The organism is Amycolatopsis sp. NPDC102389, from assembly GCF_044765885.1.
Classification (GTDB): domain Bacteria; phylum Actinomycetota; class Actinomycetes; order Mycobacteriales; family Pseudonocardiaceae; genus Amycolatopsis.
This window is the reverse complement of sequence record NZ_JBIWKX010000002.1, coordinates 307,587-326,005: the sequence shown is the minus strand read 5'-3', so window position 1 is coordinate 326,005 and position 18,419 is coordinate 307,587. Positions and strand designations below refer to the sequence as shown.

Annotated in this window: 16 protein-coding genes; 3 read left to right on the top strand and 13 right to left on the bottom strand. The window is 68.8% G+C overall.

The features are described 5' to 3' along the window. Window positions 1-11: 11 nt before the first annotated feature. Window positions 12-317, bottom strand: coding sequence for an acyl carrier protein (locus ACIRGA_RS03440; RefSeq protein ID WP_233611199.1), 306 nt, complete (start codon window positions 315-317; stop codon window positions 12-14). Next, complete coding sequence (locus ACIRGA_RS03435) at window positions 307-2,004, bottom strand: fatty acyl-AMP ligase (RefSeq protein ID WP_400936114.1); 1,698 nt, start codon at window positions 2,002-2,004, stop codon at window positions 307-309. Before ACIRGA_RS03435 ends, ACIRGA_RS03440 begins: the two co-directional genes overlap by 11 nt. A 15-nt stretch (window positions 2,005-2,019) precedes the next feature. On the opposite strand from ACIRGA_RS03435, the gene ACIRGA_RS03430 reads away from it, so the two are divergent. After that, window positions 2,020-2,952: a cytochrome P450 gene (locus ACIRGA_RS03430; RefSeq protein ID WP_400936112.1), complete on the top strand. Its 933-nt coding sequence runs from the start codon at window positions 2,020-2,022 to the stop codon at window positions 2,950-2,952. Between the two features lie 4 nt (window positions 2,953-2,956). Here ACIRGA_RS03430 and ACIRGA_RS03425 read toward each other — a convergent pair whose 3' ends face one another. The 6 genes from ACIRGA_RS03425 to rplM all read right to left on the bottom strand — a co-directional run bounded on the left by ACIRGA_RS03425 (window position 2,957) and on the right by rplM (window position 8,959). Further along, window positions 2,957-3,439, bottom strand: a complete 483-nt coding sequence (locus tag ACIRGA_RS03425) for a hypothetical protein (RefSeq protein WP_400936110.1) — start codon at window positions 3,437-3,439, stop codon at window positions 2,957-2,959. Between the two features lie 29 nt (window positions 3,440-3,468). After that, window positions 3,469-5,952 (bottom strand): hypothetical protein, encoded by a 2,484-nt coding sequence (locus tag ACIRGA_RS03420; protein ID WP_400936108.1) that lies wholly within the window; start codon window positions 5,950-5,952, stop codon window positions 3,469-3,471. After that, entirely contained in the window at window positions 5,949-6,260 is a 312-nt protein-coding gene (locus tag ACIRGA_RS03415; RefSeq protein WP_037332644.1) for a hypothetical protein, read from the bottom strand. Before ACIRGA_RS03415 ends, ACIRGA_RS03420 begins: the two co-directional genes overlap by 4 nt. A 136-nt stretch (window positions 6,261-6,396) precedes the next feature. After that, window positions 6,397-7,731, bottom strand: a complete 1,335-nt coding sequence (glmM, locus tag ACIRGA_RS03410; protein WP_400936106.1) for a phosphoglucosamine mutase — start codon at window positions 7,729-7,731, stop codon at window positions 6,397-6,399. A gap of 257 nt (window positions 7,732-7,988) precedes the next feature. Beyond that, entirely contained in the window at window positions 7,989-8,492 is a 504-nt protein-coding gene (rpsI, locus tag ACIRGA_RS03405; protein WP_034304312.1) for a 30S ribosomal protein S9, read from the bottom strand. 14 nt (window positions 8,493-8,506) lie between these two features. Next, window positions 8,507-8,959, bottom strand: a complete 453-nt coding sequence (rplM, locus tag ACIRGA_RS03400) for a 50S ribosomal protein L13 (RefSeq protein WP_005166833.1) — start codon at window positions 8,957-8,959, stop codon at window positions 8,507-8,509. 276 nt (window positions 8,960-9,235) lie between these two features. On the opposite strand from rplM, the gene ACIRGA_RS03395 reads away from it, so the two are divergent. Together ACIRGA_RS03395 and ACIRGA_RS03390 are read left to right on the top strand one after the other, a co-directional pair. Further along, on the top strand, window positions 9,236-10,126 hold the full coding sequence (locus ACIRGA_RS03395) for a hypothetical protein (RefSeq protein ID WP_400936104.1): 891 nt from the start codon (window positions 9,236-9,238) through the stop codon (window positions 10,124-10,126). Between the two features lie 59 nt (window positions 10,127-10,185). After that, window positions 10,186-10,932 (top strand): DUF4333 domain-containing protein, encoded by a 747-nt coding sequence (locus ACIRGA_RS03390; protein ID WP_400936102.1) that lies wholly within the window; start codon window positions 10,186-10,188, stop codon window positions 10,930-10,932. 123 nt (window positions 10,933-11,055) lie between these two features. Here ACIRGA_RS03390 and ACIRGA_RS03385 read toward each other — a convergent pair whose 3' ends face one another. The 5 genes from ACIRGA_RS03385 to eccCa form a co-directional block, all read right to left on the bottom strand. Beyond that, window positions 11,056-11,340, bottom strand: coding sequence for a WXG100 family type VII secretion target (locus tag ACIRGA_RS03385; RefSeq protein WP_400936100.1), 285 nt, complete (start codon window positions 11,338-11,340; stop codon window positions 11,056-11,058). Window positions 11,341-11,393: 53 nt separating this feature from the next. Further along, window positions 11,394-11,714 (bottom strand): WXG100 family type VII secretion target, encoded by a 321-nt coding sequence (locus ACIRGA_RS03380; protein ID WP_125790059.1) that lies wholly within the window; start codon window positions 11,712-11,714, stop codon window positions 11,394-11,396. A gap of 232 nt (window positions 11,715-11,946) precedes the next feature. Continuing rightward, entirely contained in the window at window positions 11,947-12,309 is a 363-nt protein-coding gene (locus ACIRGA_RS03375; RefSeq protein WP_400936098.1) for a hypothetical protein, read from the bottom strand. A gap of 12 nt (window positions 12,310-12,321) precedes the next feature. Then, window positions 12,322-14,277 (bottom strand): type VII secretion-associated protein, encoded by a 1,956-nt coding sequence (locus ACIRGA_RS03370; protein ID WP_400936096.1) that lies wholly within the window; start codon window positions 14,275-14,277, stop codon window positions 12,322-12,324. 68 nt (window positions 14,278-14,345) lie between these two features. Next, window positions 14,346-18,353 carry a type VII secretion protein EccCa gene (gene eccCa, locus ACIRGA_RS03365; protein WP_400936094.1) on the bottom strand — a complete coding sequence of 1,336 codons (4,008 nt, stop codon included), beginning with the start codon at window positions 18,351-18,353 and terminating at the stop codon, window positions 14,346-14,348. Window positions 18,354-18,419 lie beyond the last annotated feature (66 nt).

The window sequence follows — 18,419 nt, the reverse complement described above, 5'->3', positions numbered from 1 at the left end:
TCACACCTTTGCTAACTCAAACGATTTCGGCGCAAGAAGCCTGGTAGACCGCGTTTTCGCGGTTTCGCGCCCGCTTCGATGGCTTCGGCGAGCACGGTGGCCGCGCCGCGGATGTCGACCAGGCGATCCAGCTCGTCGAGGTCGATGTCGATGCCGAACTCCACCTCGACCGTCGCCAGGAGCCGGACGCGGCGCCGGGAGTCGACGCCCATCTCGGCGAAGGGCGTGTTCTCGTCGATGGTGTCCGGATCGACGTCGAAGGTCTCGCAGACGAGGGCCTTGATCTCGTCGACGTACTCGCTCGCGTCAGCTGCCATGGGTGGATTCTGTCCCATCCGCGGTCCAGTACCGCGTTCTGGCCGCGGAACGCGCGACCTTGCCGCTGGAGGTCCTCGGCAGGCCGCCGGGTTTCACCAGGAAGAAGGCGCGGAGGCGCACGTCGTGCCGCTCGGCGACGGCGCGGGTGGCGGCCCGCGCGATCTCGGCTTCGTCGAAGTCGGCGGCCTTCCGGGCACGCTCGGCGACCACGACGACGCCCTCGCCTTCGTCGCCGTCGACCGAGAACGCGGCGACCCGCTCGGGGCCGAGGAGGGGGTGCGCGGCGGCGACCGTCTCCTCGATGTCGTGAGGGCTGTGGTTACGGCCGTCGATGATGATCAGGTCCTTGATGCGGCCGGTCACCGACAGCCTGCCGTCGCGGATCGTGCCGAGGTCGCCGGTGCGGAGCCAGCCGCCCTCGCCGTCGAGTTCGGCGCCGAACATCTCGGCGGTCAGCTCCGGACGCCGCCAGTACCCGGCCGCCACGTTGGGCCCCTTGACCCAGATCTCGCCCACTTCGCCTTTAGCGGGCAAAACGCGATCCGGCGCCGGGACGACGCGGACCCGCTGCCCCCTTGGCCGGCCGATCTCGACGACTTCCCGACCGTCCACTTCGGTCACCACCGGGCCCTCGGAATCGCCGCTGGCGACGTAGACCGTGGCCTCGGCCAGGCCGTAGGACGGCCGGAACGCGCCGCGCGGAAAGCCGTGGGGTTCATGAGCGGCGAGGAACGCCCGGACGGTCGCCGCCCGGACCGGTTCACTGCCGCTGAGCGCGATCGACACCGTCGAGAGGTCGTACTCGGCGCGCTTCGCCTCGGGCACGGCCTCGGTCACCAGGTCGTACGCGAAGTTCGGGGCCGCCGTGAGCGTGTTCGGATACGACGACATCAGCAGCAGCCAGCGCTCCGGTCGCCGGATGAACTCCAGCGGCGCGATGAACACCGTCCGGCCGCCGGAGTGCATCGTCCCCGCGATCAGTTGCGCCAGCCCCATGTCGTGGAAGAACGGGATCCACCCGACGCACGTGGTGCGCTCGTCGACGTCGTAGGCGTCGCAAATCTGCCGGCACGCGGCCGACAGCGCCCGATGCGTGATGATGACGCCGGCGGGAGATCGCGTCGTGCCGGAGGTGTACTGCAGGTAGGCGGGGTCCTCGGGGGAGACCGGCGACGGCGGCGACTGGTCGCCCGGGTCCGGTGGCAGGGTGTCGACGGCGATGATCTCGCGCGGCGCCGGAACCGGCTCGGCCCCGGCGAACTCCGTCAGGCGCTCGACCAAGGCCTCCGACGTGAGCCAGATGTCGGCGTCGCAGTCGTTGAGGACCCCGACGAGCCGCTCGCGGTGAGCGCGGACGTCCGGTGCGGACAGTGGCACCGCGACGGCACCGGCGTACAACGCGCCGAAGAACGCGACGACGTAAGAGAGGTCCTGCCGCGCTGTGATCGCGACGCGGTCTCTCGGCTGGATCACCTCACGCAGCTTCGCCGCGACCGCCCGGACGTGGACGAGCAGCTCCGCCCAGGTCAGCGTCTCCTCGACGGGTTCGTGCCGGTTCGAGCAATCGAGGTGCGTGTACGCCGGACGCTCGTCCTCGGCGCGTTCGAGCAGGCGGTGCACGAGCGGGGTCCGCAAAACTTCTTCGGGCACTTCTGAGAGCACTGGCACATCCTCCGGCCGCGGCATGGGCATCATACGAACGTGGACGACTTCTTCGTGCTGGACGATCCGGCGGATCGCGTCAAGGCCCTGCGCGACCGCGAGCTCAGCTCGAACCCGGGCGGCGCCGCGGCCGAGACCCCGAACCTCCTGCTGATGGACGGCGCGGACCACCGGCGGCTGCGCGCGGTCGTCAAGGAGGTCATCGCCCTGGTGGAGCCACTGCCGGACGCCCTGCTCACGGACCTGCGCGTCGCGATTAGCCCGCTAAAGTCGCTCCCGCGGTTCGACCTGGTGGCCGACTTCGCCAGGCCGGCGGCGGCCAGGGTGACGGAGGCGGTACTCGGCACGGTCGAGCCACTCGGCGAGAAGCTGCTGACGAACCTTTCGGAGACCGCCGCGAACCTGGACGTCTGGTCGGGCGGGCCTGCCGGAGCCGACACCGCCGCGCTCAGGGTCGCGATGTTCTTCCTCAAGGCGGCGGCCGTCGAAGGCGGTGGGCTGGCGCTGCTCCGCGAAGCGCACGAAGCAGGCCGGATCACCGAGGACGAGCTGATGATCACGCCGGTGATGCTCGCCCATGCGGCGTACGAGAACTCCATGAACTTCCTCGCCCTCGCCGGCCTCGAGCTCCTACGCCGCCCTGACGTGCTCGACGACGTACGCGGCCTGATCCACGAAATCGCACCAACCCGCTTCGCCGCCCGCCGCGTGATCACGCGGTTCTCCTTGGCGGGCAAGGACTTCACGACCGGGGACAAACTGGCCATCCCGCTGGGCCCCGACGCCGAACTCGCCTTCGGCCTCGGCCGGCACACCTGTCCCGGCTCGCGAGTCGCGGTCGCCGAGGGCGAGTTCGCGCTTCGCGCTCTCGCCGAGATCCTGACTCCCGACCACGTCGCCGAAGACGTGCGATACAAGACGCACGCCGTCTTCCACGGCGTCGAGCGGGCCATAGTCGCGCTGCGGACCTGACCGCTCAGGTCGCCAGCCAGTCGGTGTTGGCGAAATCGTCGTCGTCACCCCGCGCGGCGGCCGCCCGCCGGTGCCGCCCGGCCGGACGCTCTTCGGTGACCGGGGCCGGGACCGGCGGCGGAGGCGGCGTCTGCGGCGCGGGAGAAGGGGGCCGGTACGCGATCGGCGGCTCCTCGGCCGTCCGGTACCCGGCCCGGCGCTCGTTCTCGGTCTCGTCTTCCTCGAACCCGAAGTCGCCGTCGTCCTCGACCTTCTCGCTCAGCGTCGACTCGGTCGCCCAGCCACCCGCGGCCTTGGCCTTGCGGTTGCGCTCCTGCAACCGGACGATGACGCCGCCCTGGATCTTCGACTGTTTGTCGAACTTCTCCTTGGCCTCGGCGAGTGCCTCTTCACGACGTTTGTCGAGCAGAGCCATCCTGGCGGAGTTCTCACTCTCCAGATTCGCCAATTTGCTCTTCATCGCGGCAAGCGCGTCCTCGGAACCCACGGTCAGTCCTCCCTCGCTGATACCGGCCGCTAGCGGAACCCGATGACACCGTCGTCGTCGAGAGAACCGCTGATCCGGCTGCTCGACGTCGCCGTGTCGAAGAGACCGCCGTCGACGCGGTATCCACTCGAGGAGCGCTGCTGATCTTCGCCACCGCCGCCGCCCGCGCCGCCACCGCCCATCATGCCGCCGCCCATCATGCCCATTCCACCGCCCATGGCGGCGGCGGACTGATCGCCACCACCGCCCGGCGCCGAGCCGAGCCCCGAGGTCGAGGAAGTGGACGCGCCACCTCCGGCACCCGCCGGATCGGAGATCTCGCCGAGGCCGTCTGCGTCACCCATGGGGTTGCTCAGCGACTGCGGTGACGTCGACTCCGAAGCCGCTGCCGGCGAGGTCTGCTCTGTGGCCGCCGCCGGGACTTCGACCGCGCCGGAAGCCGGAACATCGTGCGTTCGCGCGGACTGGGCTTCCCCGTGCGACGCCGGCTCCGGAGTCGCCTGCGCCGTCGCGTGGTCCCTCGCCGCCGCTTCCGCCGGCTGACCGGGAACGTGTTCGGCGACGTGCCTGCCGCCCGGCGCCGCGGCGTCCGGACGAGCGTCGGAGGCGCCCCCGGCCGTTGTCTTCGGCGCGGCGCTCTCTTCGCCGAGGGTGTACGTCGTCGGCTTTCCGCTGCCGTCGTCGACCGTCACGCGCGTGGGCCCATCGGGACCGTCCGGCCGCTCGGCGGTGATCTTGAGACCGCCGTCCTCGATGTGGATCTTGCCGTCCGGGCCGGGCTTGAACGCCTGGTCGCCGGCGTGCGGAGCGTCCGGCCGTTGTGCGGTGTCGCGATGGATCGCGCCGCCCGCCGCTTCGCCGCCGGGTCCGCGGTTCGGGGTGTCGTCCGGCAACGGCCGCGAGTCGCCGAAGTCGAGCTTGTAGTCCTTCGGCTGCCCTGAGCCGTCGTCGACGGAGATCCCCATCTTGCCGTCCTTGCCGGGCTCGGCCATGGAGATCTTGTGATCGCCCTGCTCGACGGTGACGGATTCCGGGCCTTCCGGCTTGACCGCCTCTCCGGTGCGCGGATCGATCGGGTACGCCTCGCCGGTCTCCGGGTCGACTTCGAGCGGCTTGTCCGTGACCGGGTTGATGTTCGGATCCGGCGGGCTCGGCGGCGCCGGAGGGGCGGGAGGCTTCGGCGTGGTGTCGCCACCGCCACCGCTACCGGGCCCTGAGCCAGGGCCGCCGGTGTGCCCGCCGCCGTTCTCCTGGCCTCCGCCGGTCTTGAACCCGCCGCCCGAGGTCCCGGCGGCCGCGTCGAGATTGACGAACGGGTTCTCTTCGAGCTGGCTGAAGAAGTCGGTCAGCCCTTGCCAAGCCCCGGCGACCGCGGTGTGCGTGTTGGCGCACATGGTCCGGAAGTCGTTCAGGTACTTCGAGTAGAACGGGTTGAAGGTCCCCGACAGGTAGGCCTTGACCTGCTCGATGATGTGATTGATCGTGTCTTCGTCGAGGTCGCAGTCGTCGTCGTTGATCATGTCGCGCGACTGCTGGTCGAGGAACTTCGAGCAGTGTTTGAAATCGTCCTGGCTGGCGTTGTTGCCGAGCTCCGCGATGCGGATGATCCGGTCCAGGTCCTGCGCTGTCACCTCGCCGAGCCGGTCGCACGACGCCTTGATCATCCAGTCGGCCTTGTCACGACAGAACTTCGCGACCGATCCGGCCGCAGTCATCATCGCGACGGCCGCGTGCTCCGCGCCGTCGGCGACGACCTTCGTCTTGGCCTCGTAGTTCTGCTGATAGGTCCGCGCCTGGTCGGCCGCGGCTCCCTCCCAGCCACCGAGGTTCTTCTTCATCTCCCCGGAAACATCACCGGAGGAAGTGGTGACCGCTTCCTTCAGCTTCGTGAACTCGTCGGCACCGGCCGCGAACTTGCCGAAGGGGATCTTCCGCTGCTGGTCGTACTGCTCACGCAACTGGTTGATGTCGGCCGGCGCACCGGAATGCACCGCCGCGACCGAACGGTTGTAGAGCGGCACGAAGATCTCGATGTTCTGGAACGACGCCTTGCCGAAGTCCAGGATCTGGTCCGAGGTCTCCGCGGCGGGATTGGTCGCGGTCGCCTTGGAAGCCATCTGGTCGAGGCCCGCCCTGGCGTCGGCGTTGGCCTTCTGGTTCGCCTGGCGGCCTTCTTCGGCGAACTTGTCGACATAGCCCTTGGCATTGCCGTACGCGACCTGAACACTTTCTTCCAGGCTGTTGATCACCGGGATGTCGGACAGCATCCCGCCCCAGAAGTTGTTCCCGTTGAGATCGCCTTCGCTGATCTTCATCTGCGCCTTTACGGCGTCACGGAAACCGTTCTTGTCCTCATCGCTGGCGAAGCCGACCTCATCGGGATCCTCGTCCTCGATGTAGTCGATGTACTGGAGAGCGAGATCACGCCGGACGTCCCACGGGATCCGCTCGTCGTTGATGATCTGCTCGACCTCGGCACGGGTCGGGAGGTCGTCTTCTTCCTGGGCGGTCACCGGCCACTCGCTTTCACGGCCTGATTCGCGTCGGCTTCGTTGGCCTCGTACTTGCCGCCTGAGGCGTTCAGCTTCTGCGCGAACAGGTCAGCGGCCTTGAGGTAGCTGTCGGCCATGTTCGCCAGCCGCGTGACGGCGGGCCGGTACGGACCGTAGCTCTCCTGATGCCCCTGCCCGAAGTCCATCGCGATCAGCTGGATGTCCTTGACCGCGGCCAATGGCTGTTCCAAAGCGTGCTTCGGAATGTCGCTCAGTGCCTTGGCCGCCTGCGTCAACGCCTGCGGATCGACCTTGTGGCCGCCGGCCATGTCTCCCCCTCACCCTGGGCAACGATCTGCGTCGGAGATCAGACGTGGCCCAAGCCCTCCCGGTGCCGTTCCTTGCACACGGAATGTACCGGGCCGGTCACCCCCGCGCAGCCACTTGGGAAGATCGTGAGAGGGCTTACGAAGCGGAGGAGACGACTCCTGCGAGCCTGTCCGCGGCCGCCTGTGCGGTGTCGTGCGCGGGGGCCTCGACCATGACGCGGACCAGCTGCTCGGTGCCCGACGGGCGCAGCAGGACACGGCCTTCTTCACCCAGTTCGGCCTCGACGGCGCCGACGGCGTCGCGGACCGCGGCCGAGACGGCGACCGCCGCCTTGTCCGCCACCGGGACGTTCACCAGCACCTGCGGCAGGCGGTTCATGACGGCGGCGAGGTCGGCGAGCGACTTGCCGGTGGACGCCATGCGACTCATCACCCGCAGCGCGGTGAGGAGGCCGTCACCGGTGGTCGCGTAGGCGGGGAGGACGACGTGGCCCGACTGCTCTCCGCCGAGCGCGAACCCGCTCGCGCGGAGCTCTTCGAGGACGTAGCGGTCGCCGACGGCGGTGGTGACGAGGTCGATGCCGTGCGCGCGCATCGCCAGGTGCAGGCCGAGGTTGCTCATCACGGTGGCGACCAGAGTGTTCTTGGTCAGCTCGCCGGTCTCGGCGAGGGCGAGCGCGAGAACGGCCATGATCTGGTCGCCGTCGACGAGTTCGCCCGCGGCGTCGACCGCGACACAACGGTCGGCGTCGCCGTCGTGCGCGATCCCGAGGTCGGCGCCGTGCTCGACGACGGCCGCGCGCAACGCGTCCGGGTGATTCGACCCACAGTGTTCGTTGATGTTCACGCCATCGGGGTCGGCGTGGATCGCGATGACCTCGGCGCCGGCCTTCCGGTAGACCTCGGGGGCGGCGAAGGAAGACGCGCCGTTGGCGCAGTCGACGACGACGCGCAGGCCCTCGAGCGGGTGCGGGGTGGCCGACAGCAGGTGCTGGATGTAGCGGTCACCCGCGTCGGGGACGTCCTTGACCCGGCCGACACCGATGCCGGTCGGGCGGGCGACGGGAGCGGCGAGACCGGCTTCGATCTCGTCCTCGATCCCGTCGGGAAGTTTGTGGCCGCCCGCCGCGAAGAGCTTGATGCCGTTGTCGGGCATGGGGTTGTGGGAGGCGGAGATCATCACGCCGAGATCCGCTTCGAGCGCGCCGACCAGGTACGCGACGGCGGGCGTCGGGAGGACGCCGAGGCGGAGCACGTCGGCTCCGGCGGACGTGAGGCCTGCCACGACGGCGGCTTCGAGCATCTCGCCACTGGCGCGCGGGTCACGACCGACGACCGCGACCGGACGGTGGGAGCGGTCGTGGGCGGCGAGGACGCGAGCGGCGCTGGCGGCGAGCGAGAGCGCCAGCTCCGGGGTCAGCTCCTCGTTGGCGAGGCCACGTACGCCGTCGGTACCGAATAGACGAGCCATCTGTCGACCTCCTTGAAAAACCACCACGACAACCTAGCCAGTCCCCTTGCCTGCCTGCCCGGGCCCCCGTCTCGCCTTTAGCGGGCTAAACGCGACGCGCGCGACTTTAGCGGGCTAAACGCGACGCGGGTGGGGCGCATGGGGCGGGTGTGACTGATGAGACTGGGGGCGAGCGGGGACCGAAGGGACCCCGGAAACACGGAAGCGCCCATCCGAGAGACGGATGGGCGCTTCCGCGGGTTGCGCCAGAGGCGCGATCAGCGCTTGCTGTACTGCGGAGCCTTACGGGCCTTCTTGAGGCCGTACTTCTTCCGCTCCGTGGCGCGAGCGTCACGGGTCAGGAAGCCGGCCTTCTTCAGGGCCGGGCGGTCGTCGGCGTCGACCTCGACGAGCGCACGAGCGATCGCGAGACGAAGCGCACCGGCCTGGCCCGAGATCCCGCCACCGTGCAGGTTGGCGAAGATGTCGAACGAGTCGGGCTTGTCGACCGTCACCAGCGGCTCACGGATGAGCTGCTGGTGCACCTTGTTCGGGAAGTACTCTTCGAGCGTGCGGCCGTTGAGCTTGAACTCACCGGTACCGGGAACGACGCGCACCCGGACGACGGCTTCCTTGCGGCGGCCGACGGTCTGGGCGTTGCCACCGGCGGCACGCGACGGACGCGGGGCGGCCGGGGTCTCGCTGGTCGCGACGGCGTCGCCGACCGGAGCGGTCTCCGTGGTCGCGACAGCCTCGACGGCCTCGGTCTCGGTGCTGGTCACAGTCTGTTCCTCACTCACTGCGCGACCTGCGCGATCTTGGTGATCTCGCGCGCCTGCGGCTGCTGCGCGGCGTGCGGGTGCTCGGCACCGGCGTAGACCTTGAGCTTCTTCGCCTGGGCGCGGCCGAGCTTGTTCTTCGGGAGCATGCCCTTGACGACCTTCTCGAGCAGGTGCTCGGGCTTGGTGTCGAGCAGTTCGCCGAAGGAGCGCTTACGCAGACCACCGGGGTAACCGCTGTGCCGGTACGCGAACTTCTGCTCGCGCTTGTTACCGGTGAGCGCGACCTTCTCGGCGTTGACGATGATGACGAAGTCACCGGTGTCCACGTGCGGGGCGTAGGTCGGCTTGTGCTTGCCGCGCAGCAGCGTGGCGACCTCGGTCGCGAGCCGGCCGAGCACGACATCCTCGGCGTCGATCACGTGCCAGGCACGAGTGACGTCGCCGGGCTTGGGGCTGTACGTGGGCAAGGGTCTACCTCGTCGTCAACATTGCGTGTGGGTTCTGTGCGGGCCTAGCGCTTACGCGCCGCAGCGCACAACGACATATGAAGATACCCCCACGCCCGACCCTACTGCGAAGCGGGGGTCGGTCCGGGGTCCCATACTAGGACCGGCGCCCGGCGGGCGCCCCGCAACTGTACCTCCCCGGTGTGGCGGAACCGCCCACGGCATCACCGTTCGCGGGAGAGGATGAGACGATCCGGACGCGCACCGCGCGCGGGGGACTCGATCAGGGGAACGGCGATGAACAAACGTCCAACGACCATCTTGTGCGTGCTGAGCGCCGTGCTGATGCTGACCACCGCCTGCGGCCAGGGGCGCGCGGGCACGGCCGTGCCGAAGGGTGACGACGCGGCGACCTACGTCGGCACGAAGTTCGAAACGGCGATGAACAAGCTGCAGGACACCATCGGCGACCAGCGCGACGTCACCAGCGAGTCGGGCGCCTACTTCCGCTTCGACGAGAAGTACATCCGCAGCACGCTCTCCTCGGCTCGCACCGGTTCGCCGGAAAGCCGGGTCAGCCGCCAGCGCTCGCAGAAGAACCCGGACGACAGCATCGACTGGTACACCCCGGGCGACGGGGCCGTCGAGTACGTGTACCTCGGGCCCGTCTACAAGAGCCTCGCCCCGACCCCGTGGGTTTCGATGCCGAAGTCCGAAGCCGGACTGGTCCTGCCCTGCGCGTGGGTCGGCATCATCACCGCCTGCAAGATGGCCGACGCGATCGCCGTGTCCTACAACGCGGACAAGAAGATCGTGAAGGGCGCCAAAAGCCTTCCGGAGAACCGGATCGAGCTGACCGCCGACGTCCCGTTCGGCAAGTTCATGGAACGGCGCGTGGAGATCCTGCCGACGTCGATCAGCGGCGCGGTCACCCCCGAGATGAAGAAGGCCCCGGTGCACACCACCGTCTCGCTCAACCCGGACGGGACGCTGAGCCAGATCGTGATGGAGGCCAAGATCGAGGGCGGCGGGCACAAGATCGAGCTGCGCTACGACTTCCGCTTCACCGGCAAGGCGAGCACGCAGGACCTGCCGAAGCTGCCGGACGCCTCGCAGATCACCGTGCTGCCGGACAAGGCGGCCAAGGACGACTTCAACCGCCGCTTCAACGAGTTGAAGGGCGTCTGAGGCATGGCCCCCGTTCGTCCCGACGCCGTGAAGTTCCCGAAGTCCCGAGGTGACCACCGATGAGCCAGCCCCCCGAACAGCAGCCCCAGCAGCCGCAGCAGTGGTGGCAGCCACCGGCGAATCCCGCGAACCAGCAGCAGGGCTGGCAGCAGGAGGGCCAGGCGACCGGACCGCATGCCGGGCAGTGGCAGCAGAACGACCCGAACGCGGCGACCACCGGTTCGTACACGGGCCAGTGGCAGCAGCAGCCCGGCGTCACCGGCTCGTTTTCCGGGCCCTGGCAGCAAAGCGGCACTCCCGCGCCGGGCACGGCGTGGCAGCAACCGCAGCAGCAGCAAGCGCCTCAGCAGCAGGATTGGCAGGCACAGCAACAGGTTCCGGGTACTCCCCCGCAAGGACAGTACGGTGGAGGGTTCCAGCCAGCGCAGCAGGCACAGCCTTCGCAGTACGGCGGCCTCGGCGCTTTCGGAGCGGAAACGGCGAAGAAACCCAAGGCCTCCAAGAAGACCTTGCTGATCGGCGGAATCGCCGCGGCCGTGGTGATCGCGGGCGGCGTCGGCGCTTGGCTGCTCGGCGCGTTCTCGGGCGACACGCTCGACCAGAAGTCGGTCCAGGACGGTGTCGTCCGAGTGCTCAACGAACACTACGGGGAGCCGGACGTGAAGAACGTGACGTGTCCTTCCGGCCAACCCGTGGAGAACGGCGCCACGTTCGATTGCTCGATCGATCTTTCGGGACAGCAGAAGAAGGTCACCGTCCGGGTGCTGAACACCACCCCGGAATTCGAGGTCGGCGCGCCGCACTGATCTCCACCGGACACGGGAAAAGCCGCGACGAACCCGTCGCGGCTTTTCCTTTGACACAAACGAAACGGCGGGCTCGGCATCCGAAGATGCCTGCCCGCCGTTGCTCGTTCGGAGCCGGAAGACTCAGAACAGGCCGGTGACGCCCTGTTCCGTGGCCTGGTAGCCGTCGGCCAGCTGCGGCAGCACGCCGGCGACCTGCGCGAGCAGCTGCTTGAGCTCCTCGAAGCTGTTGTCCCACTCCTGCTGAGCGGCCATGTACGCGACCTTCGCGTCACCGTCCCAGGTGTTGACCAGCGGCGACAGGTCGCTCTTCAGCTGCCCGAAGAGGCCTTCCAGCTCGCCACCGGTGCTCTTGCAGTCGTCGGCCGCCGCGTGGATCGTGGCGTAATCGACCTTCATCTCGCCCATAAGTTCCTCCAGTGTTCAGAAAAAAGTCTTGGATTTGGTGCGGTGTAGCCGAATCAGCCGAGGACGCCGAAGCCCTGGTTGACCGACTTGATGAGCTCCTGCTGCTGCTGCTCGGTCGCGTTGTACTTCGAACCGGCCTGCTCGAGCAGGTCACCGATGTTCTGGAGGGACTGGTTGAGCTTACGGCCAGCACCGTCGAAGCGGGTCATGACGTTGTTGAACGCGAGCGCCGCGTCGCCGGTCCAGCCCGCGCGGGTGGCCTCGATGTTGTCGCGAAGCTTGCTCAGGTTCTGGTCCATCGAAACGCGGACCTCGGTCACGCGCTTCTCGGCCTCGGTGAACTGCTCAACTGTCCCGGTAAATCCGCCAGCCATGGGAGCTACCCCCTTCGTTCGTGGTTTATCCGTACTTGGTGAAGTTCGTTTGGTACGGACCTACGACGGAGACACTGCCACGTCTGGTTCCCTCTTGTCGCTCGTTGGTTTCAAGTAGTTGCTTGCGTTAACGCTCCCGGCGGGAACCGAACGCGGAAACCCGGGCGGCACGCTGCGAATCGCGCCAAGAAAAGGGCTTTCACCACGCGATTTAGCAAACGCACAGGGGCGGTCAATCGCCCCGGCTCATGATTCGCGACTGCGAAAAGTCCTCGTCGTCGTCACCCACACGTGGCCGTCTGGACACGGGTTCCGGCCGAAGGGGAACCAAATCGGCCGCGGTGGGCAAGGCGGGAACCGGAAGACCGGCGCTCGCGCGGAACCGTTTCGCGGCGTTCCGGACGACGGCGGGAGTCGGCGCGGTCTCACCGCCCGCGAGCCGCCCCTTGCCGAATTGCTTCGCCAGTTCGGCGTTCTCGCCCCGGCGGCGTTCGTAGCGCGCCTTGGCCGTGCGAGCGACCTGCCGGGCATAGGTGACCGCGTCGCGTCCTGTGCGCGCGAAATGCTCAGCGGCGGTCTCGGGTTCGGGTGGCATGAGCCTCCCCCTTCAGTTGACGACCACCATCGTTTTGACGACCTGCTCGCAGGCCGCGCTCACCCGCTGTTCATGAGGTGAGCCGGTGCCGTACTGGCAACCGATGTGGACGCGGATCTTTCCCTGAGCGACGACGTACCAGTCGACGCGGGCACTCGGTTTGCTCTCGCGGTAGTAGATGACGGACTTACCGGCGTACTCCGCGGCGCCGTTGAAGCCGCTGTACTTGTCCGGCTCCAGCCGTGCCAGACCGCCGAGTTCGTCGACGAGCTTCTGTCTGTCGGCCGTCGCGTCGTAGTCCATCACGTTCTCCTGGGCGACCACGAGGTCGTCGCCGGTGAGGGAGTCGCTCGGGTGGATCACCACCTGACGCTTGGCGACGCGGTCGTCGGTCTGCGTCCAATCCATCGGCGCGACGAAGCGGTAGTCGTACTGGGCGAGCGTCCGGCCCTCCGGCTCGGCTTCCCCGCTGTTGACCGCGAAGAGGACGCCGCCGACGATCGCCGCCACGGCCACCACCGCCGCGGCGATGATCCAAGGCGTCTTGTTCTTCTTCCCGCCACGCTCGGCGGGCTTGGTCTCCCGGGCGGGCTCACCCGGCCGCCACGGCGGTGGGGCCACCGGCCCCTGCTGCCCCCTCGGCGGCGATGGCGGCCCTTGTCGCGTCGCGTTTAGCGGGCTAAACGCGCTCTGCGGAGGCGGGGCGGGCTGGTGAGGGCCGGGAGGGAACGGAGGGCGCGGGGCATCGGGACGCCGGTCCGCGGGGGCGGGCGCGGGGGCGCCACCGACCCGGGAGACGGCGGAGCCCGCCAGTGAACCCGTCCGGTCCGGGTCGATCAGCACGGCACGCAGCGCGCCGCGGGCGACCACGGTCTCGGGCTGGTCCAGCGTGGTGGGGACGACCCCGGTCCGCTCGTGCACCAGCCGGGACACCATCGGGATCCGGCTCGACCCGCCCACGAGGAAGATCGCCGTCAGCTGCTTCGGCCGCAGCCCGGAATCGCCGATCGCGGCGACGGTCAGCTCGACCGCGCGTCCGAGCGGACCCGCGATCAGCCGCTCGAGATCCTCCCGAGTCACGTGCGCGTCGGCGAACGGCGGCGGCATCGGGACGTCGGTGTACGCGTGCCGGGACAGCGTCTCCTTCGCGCCGCGCACGTCCTGCCGTAGCACTCGGCGCCGCCGCCGGTCCGTGAGTTCACGGCCTTCGACGAGCTTCCGCCATTCCGGCGGATCGGCGGCCGACACCAGCGAACCCACGTGCTCCAGGAGCGCCTGATCGACGTCCGCTCCCCCGAAGCTCGGATCCCCCCGGGTGGCCAGCACCTGGAACCCGGCGCGTTTAGCGGGCGAACTGCGATCCGCCGGGCTGCCGGGCATGCGCTGCACCACGGAGACGTCGACGGTGCCGCCACCGAGGTCGAGGACCGCGAGTGCGTCTCCCGGACGACCGCTGAACTCGACGGTGCGCTCGGAGTTGAGATCGGCCGGGGCGAACGTCGCCGCGTGATAGACCGCCGCGGCGACCGGCTCCGGCACCAGCGCGACCTGGCGCGCGAGCCCGCCCGCGGCCTGCCGGAGCAGCCGGGTCCGGGTCGCGCCCCAATCGGCGGGGTGGGTCAGGACGAGCAGTTCGACCTCGGCGTCACCGGCGAGCCGCCGCGCCTCGGTCACCGCGCGTTTCAGCACGGCGTGGACGACGTCGGTCACGCGGAGGACGTTGTCGCCCAGCAGCAGGTCGCCCTCGTCGATCCGGCGCTTCGGATTCGGCTCGTAGCGCGACGGGTCCACCGCCGCCTGCCGTTCCGCCTCCTGACCGACGAACAACGTCCCGTCCGGCGCGGCGTAGACCGCCGACGACATCAAGGGCTGCCCGTCCACCACGACGACCTGCGGCTCGCGGCCGTTGATCGAAGCGACTACGCAGGTGCTCGATGTCCCGAAGTCCACCGCAACCCGCACTGTCACAAGCCACTCCCGCAGATCGTCGTCGTCACCCCACGCCCGGCCCGTCCCTCACCTGGTTCCGCGGGAGGTCAGTCCGGCTGGATCCACGAGACCTGCATGAGCTGCTTGCCGTGCTTCCGGGTCACGAGGTTTCCCCGTCCCGGCGGCATTTGGCTCGGCTTCACGTTGGAGACGAGGTTGCCCTCGTCCCGTGAGCCGTTCATGACCATACCGGGCGCCGCGATCTCCCTGAGCTTGCCGAGGATCGGGTCGAACATCGCCCGGCTCGCGCCACCACTGCGGCGCACGACGACGATGTGCAGACCGACGTCCTTCGCCTGCGCGAGGAACTCCGCGAGCGGCTTCAGCGGGTTGCTCGTCTGCGTGGCGACCAGGTCGTAGTCGTCGACGATGACGAACAGTTCCGGACCGGTCCACCAGGACCGGGTCTTCAGCTGCTCCTGCGTGACGTCCGGACCGGGGAGCCGCCGGGTCATCGACCCGTGGACGTCCTTGACCATGCTGTCCAGCTGCGCGGCGGACACCGCGTAGCCGAGCAACTGGTCCCCGCCGACGAAACCGAGCATCGTGCGCCGGTAGTCGACGAGGATGATGACCGCTTCCTGCGTCGTGTACCGCTCGGTGATGCCCCTGGTGATCTGGCGCAGCAGGTTCGTCTTGCCCGACTCGCCGTCCGCGAACGCGTAGAAGTGCGAATCGGCGGCGAAGTCGAGATAGATCGGCTGGAGGTCTTCCTCGTTGACGCCGATCGGCACCAGCTTCGTGTTGCGCTTGGAGTCGATGGCCAGGACCTCGTCGTAGGTGACCATCTCCGGCAGCAGGCGGACCTGCGGCGCCGGGCGGCCCTTCCACGCGGCCTTGATCTTCGCGACCGCGTCGGCGACACCGGCGGCGACGTCGTCCGGGTTGCTCGATCCGTCGATCCGGGGCAGACCGGTCAGCAGGTGCAGCTTGTCCCTGGTGAGACCACGGCCGGGACGGCCGGCCGGGACGTTCACCGCGACCCGGCGGTCGATGTCCGACTCGCTCGGGTCACCGAGGCGGAGCTCGAACCGGGTACCGATCATGTCCTTGATCGCCGGCCGGATGTCCGCCCACCGGTTCGCCGCGATGATGACGTGCACACCGTAGGAAAGACCCTGGGTGGCGAGCTTGGTGATCGAGGTCTCCAGCTCGTCGAAGTCGTCCCGCAGCGCCTTCCAGTTGTCGACGATCAGGAAGGCGTCACCGAAGGCGTCTTCCTCGGGCTTGATCTCGCCCCGCCGCTTCCGGTTGCGGAACTCGTTCATCGAGTCGATGCCCATCGCACCGAACCGGCCTTCCCGCTCGGTGAGCAGGGTGGTCAGCTCGGCCACGATCCGGCGGGCCTTGTCCGGCTCGCGCCGGGCGACGGCGACGCCACCGACGTGCGGCAGGCCCTGGAGACCGGCCAACGTACCGCCACCGAGGTCGAGCGCGTAGAACTGCGCTTCCTCGGGGGTGTGGGTCAGCGCCATGGACATGATCAGCGTCCGGAGCATGGTCGACTTGCCCGACTGCGGACCGCCGACGATCACACCGTGCCCGGCGCCACCGGAGAAGTCGGCCCACAGCAGGTCGCGGCGCTGCTCGTACGGGCGGTCGACGATGCCCATCGGCACCTGCAGCCGTCCGTTGCCGAAGAACCCGACCGGGGAAAGACCGCGGTCGTCGGTGGGGTTCAGGTTCGGGAGCAGGGTGTCGAGCGAGTTCGGCTCCTTGAGCGGCGGCAGCCAGACCTCGTGCGCGGGCGGGCCCTGGCCGATCAGCCGGGACACGATGACGTCGAGCTCACTGGGCTCGACGGCCTCCTCCGACTTCGCCTCTTCCACCGGCGCGGCCTCGATCTGCTGCGGCTCCGGCTCCTTCGGCAGTTCGACGAAGTCCGGGACGAACAGCTGCGGGCGCTTGTCCGCGCGGACCACGGTCGCGACCGGGCCGGCGGCCTTAATGCCCGCGGGCCGGTACGGGCCCGAGACGTACGAAGCCTTGAAGCGAACCAGCGTCGAGGTGTCGTACTTGAGGTAACCGCCACCGGGCACGGACGGCAGCTCGAACGCGTCGGGCACGCCGATCGCGGCACGGGATTCCGCGGCGGAGAAGGTCTTCAGACCGATGCGATAGGAAAGGTGCGAGTCGAGACCGCGCAGCTTGCCCTCTTCCAGCCGCTGCGACGCGAGGAGCATGTGCATCTGCAGCGACCGGCCCAGACGGCCGATGGCGACGAACAGGTCGATGAAGTCCGGCTTCGCGGCCAGCAGCTCGGAGAACTCGTCACAGACGATGAAGAGCGCGGGCAGCGGGTCGAGGTCGGCGCCGTTCTCGCGGGCCTTCTCGTACTCCCAGACGTTCTTGAAGTTACCGCCGTTCTTCAGCGCCTCCTGGCGCCTGTTCATCTCGCCTGCCAGCGCGTCCTTCATCCGGTCGACCAGCGTGACCTCGTCCGCGAGGTTGGTGATGACCGCGGAGACGTGCGGAGCGGCGTCCAGACCGAGGAACGTCGCACCACCCTTGAAGTCGACGAGGACGAAGTTCAGCGTGCTCGACGAATGTGTGGCGAGCATGCCCAGCACCAGCGTGCGGAGGAACTCCGACTTACCGGAACCGGTCGCCCCGATGCACAGGCCGTGCGGGCCCATGCCCTCCATCGCGGCTTCCTTGATGTCCAGTTCGACGGGCTGGCCGTACTCGCCTACGCCGAACGGGACGCGGTAGCGGTCTCGGACCGGGCGCGGCCGCCAGGCCTGCTGGACGTCGAAGGTCATCGGGTCGCCGGGGATGCCCAGCAGTTCGAGCAGACCGGGGTTGGACAGCAGCGGCTCTTCCTCGGCGGCGTCCTGCGCGGCGGTGCCGACGCGGTACGGGGCGAGGAGCCGGGCCAGCGCTTCGGCCTCGACCACGCTGAGCGTGTCCGGGCGGCCGAACCATTCGACGCCGCCGGCGCTGCGCGCGCCCAGACGGTCTTCCTCGACGACCAGTCGCAGACCACGACGGGCCGCGAGGTTGCCGATGGAGTCGGAAAGGTCGATCAGGGTGACGCCGACCAGACCCTCTTCGAGGATGATCTGCTCCTCGCGGGTGACCTCGGCGTCGTCGACGATGATGACGACGTGCGGCTGGTCCGGGGCAGGCGTCGCGTTACGGGAGAACCGCTGGCGGTCACGGAGTTCTTCGTCGAGCCACTGCTCGATCTGCGCGAGCGAACCCGCCATCATCCGCAGCTGGCCGATACCGTCGGCGAGCGCCGGATGCTGGGCGTGCGGCAGCCACTTCGCCCACTCCCACTCCTCCTTGGCGCGGCCCGCCGTCGCGACCGCGATGAGGACGTCGTCGGGGCTGTGGAAGGTGACCAGCTGGGCCAGCATCGCCCGGGTGAGACCGCGGGTGAGGCCGCGGTCGCCCTGCATGCTGACCGCGGCGAACCCGCGGAGGGTGATCTGGGTCGGCAGATCCGGGACGATCGAGTGCGCGCGGACGAACCGGCGCAGGGCGAGCGTGGCGATCGGCTCCAGCTCGTCGACCGGGCCGGTCTGCGGCGGCACCAGCCGCGTCGCGAGACGGTGCGAGCTGCGGCCGACGCGGAGGTGGAGGAAGTCCTGGTCGTTCTGGCGGCGTTCCCACATCCGGCGGCTCGCGGCCAGCGACCACATGGTCTGCGGGTCGGGGTGGACCCATTCGAGAGCGGCGCGCTGGTCGACCATGGCCTCACGGGCCCTGTCGCGCATCTGGCCGAGGTAGCGCAGGTAGTCCTTGCGGTCCTCGTCCATCTCGGCCTTTTTGGCGCCGCCGCCCTTGCCCGCGCCGCCGGCCATCATGCCGACGGTGCTGAGCACCATCATGCCGCCCATCATCATCATCATGGGATTGCGTCCACCCGTGGTGAACATGAAGACCATCATCCCGAGGGAGGCGACGATCATCACCGCGGGGAGCAGCTTCATGACGATGTTGCCCGGGATGGTGCGCGGCACCTCAGGCGGCGGTTCGAGATGCACCTCGCCGCCCGGCGGGCGCGGTGCCGCCAGACGCGGTGACTTCTTGAACTGCAGCGTGCTCATCGAAGGACCCCTCTTCAAACTCGACGATGGCGGCCACCGTTGGTGCGCGTACTGGTGCGCGAGACA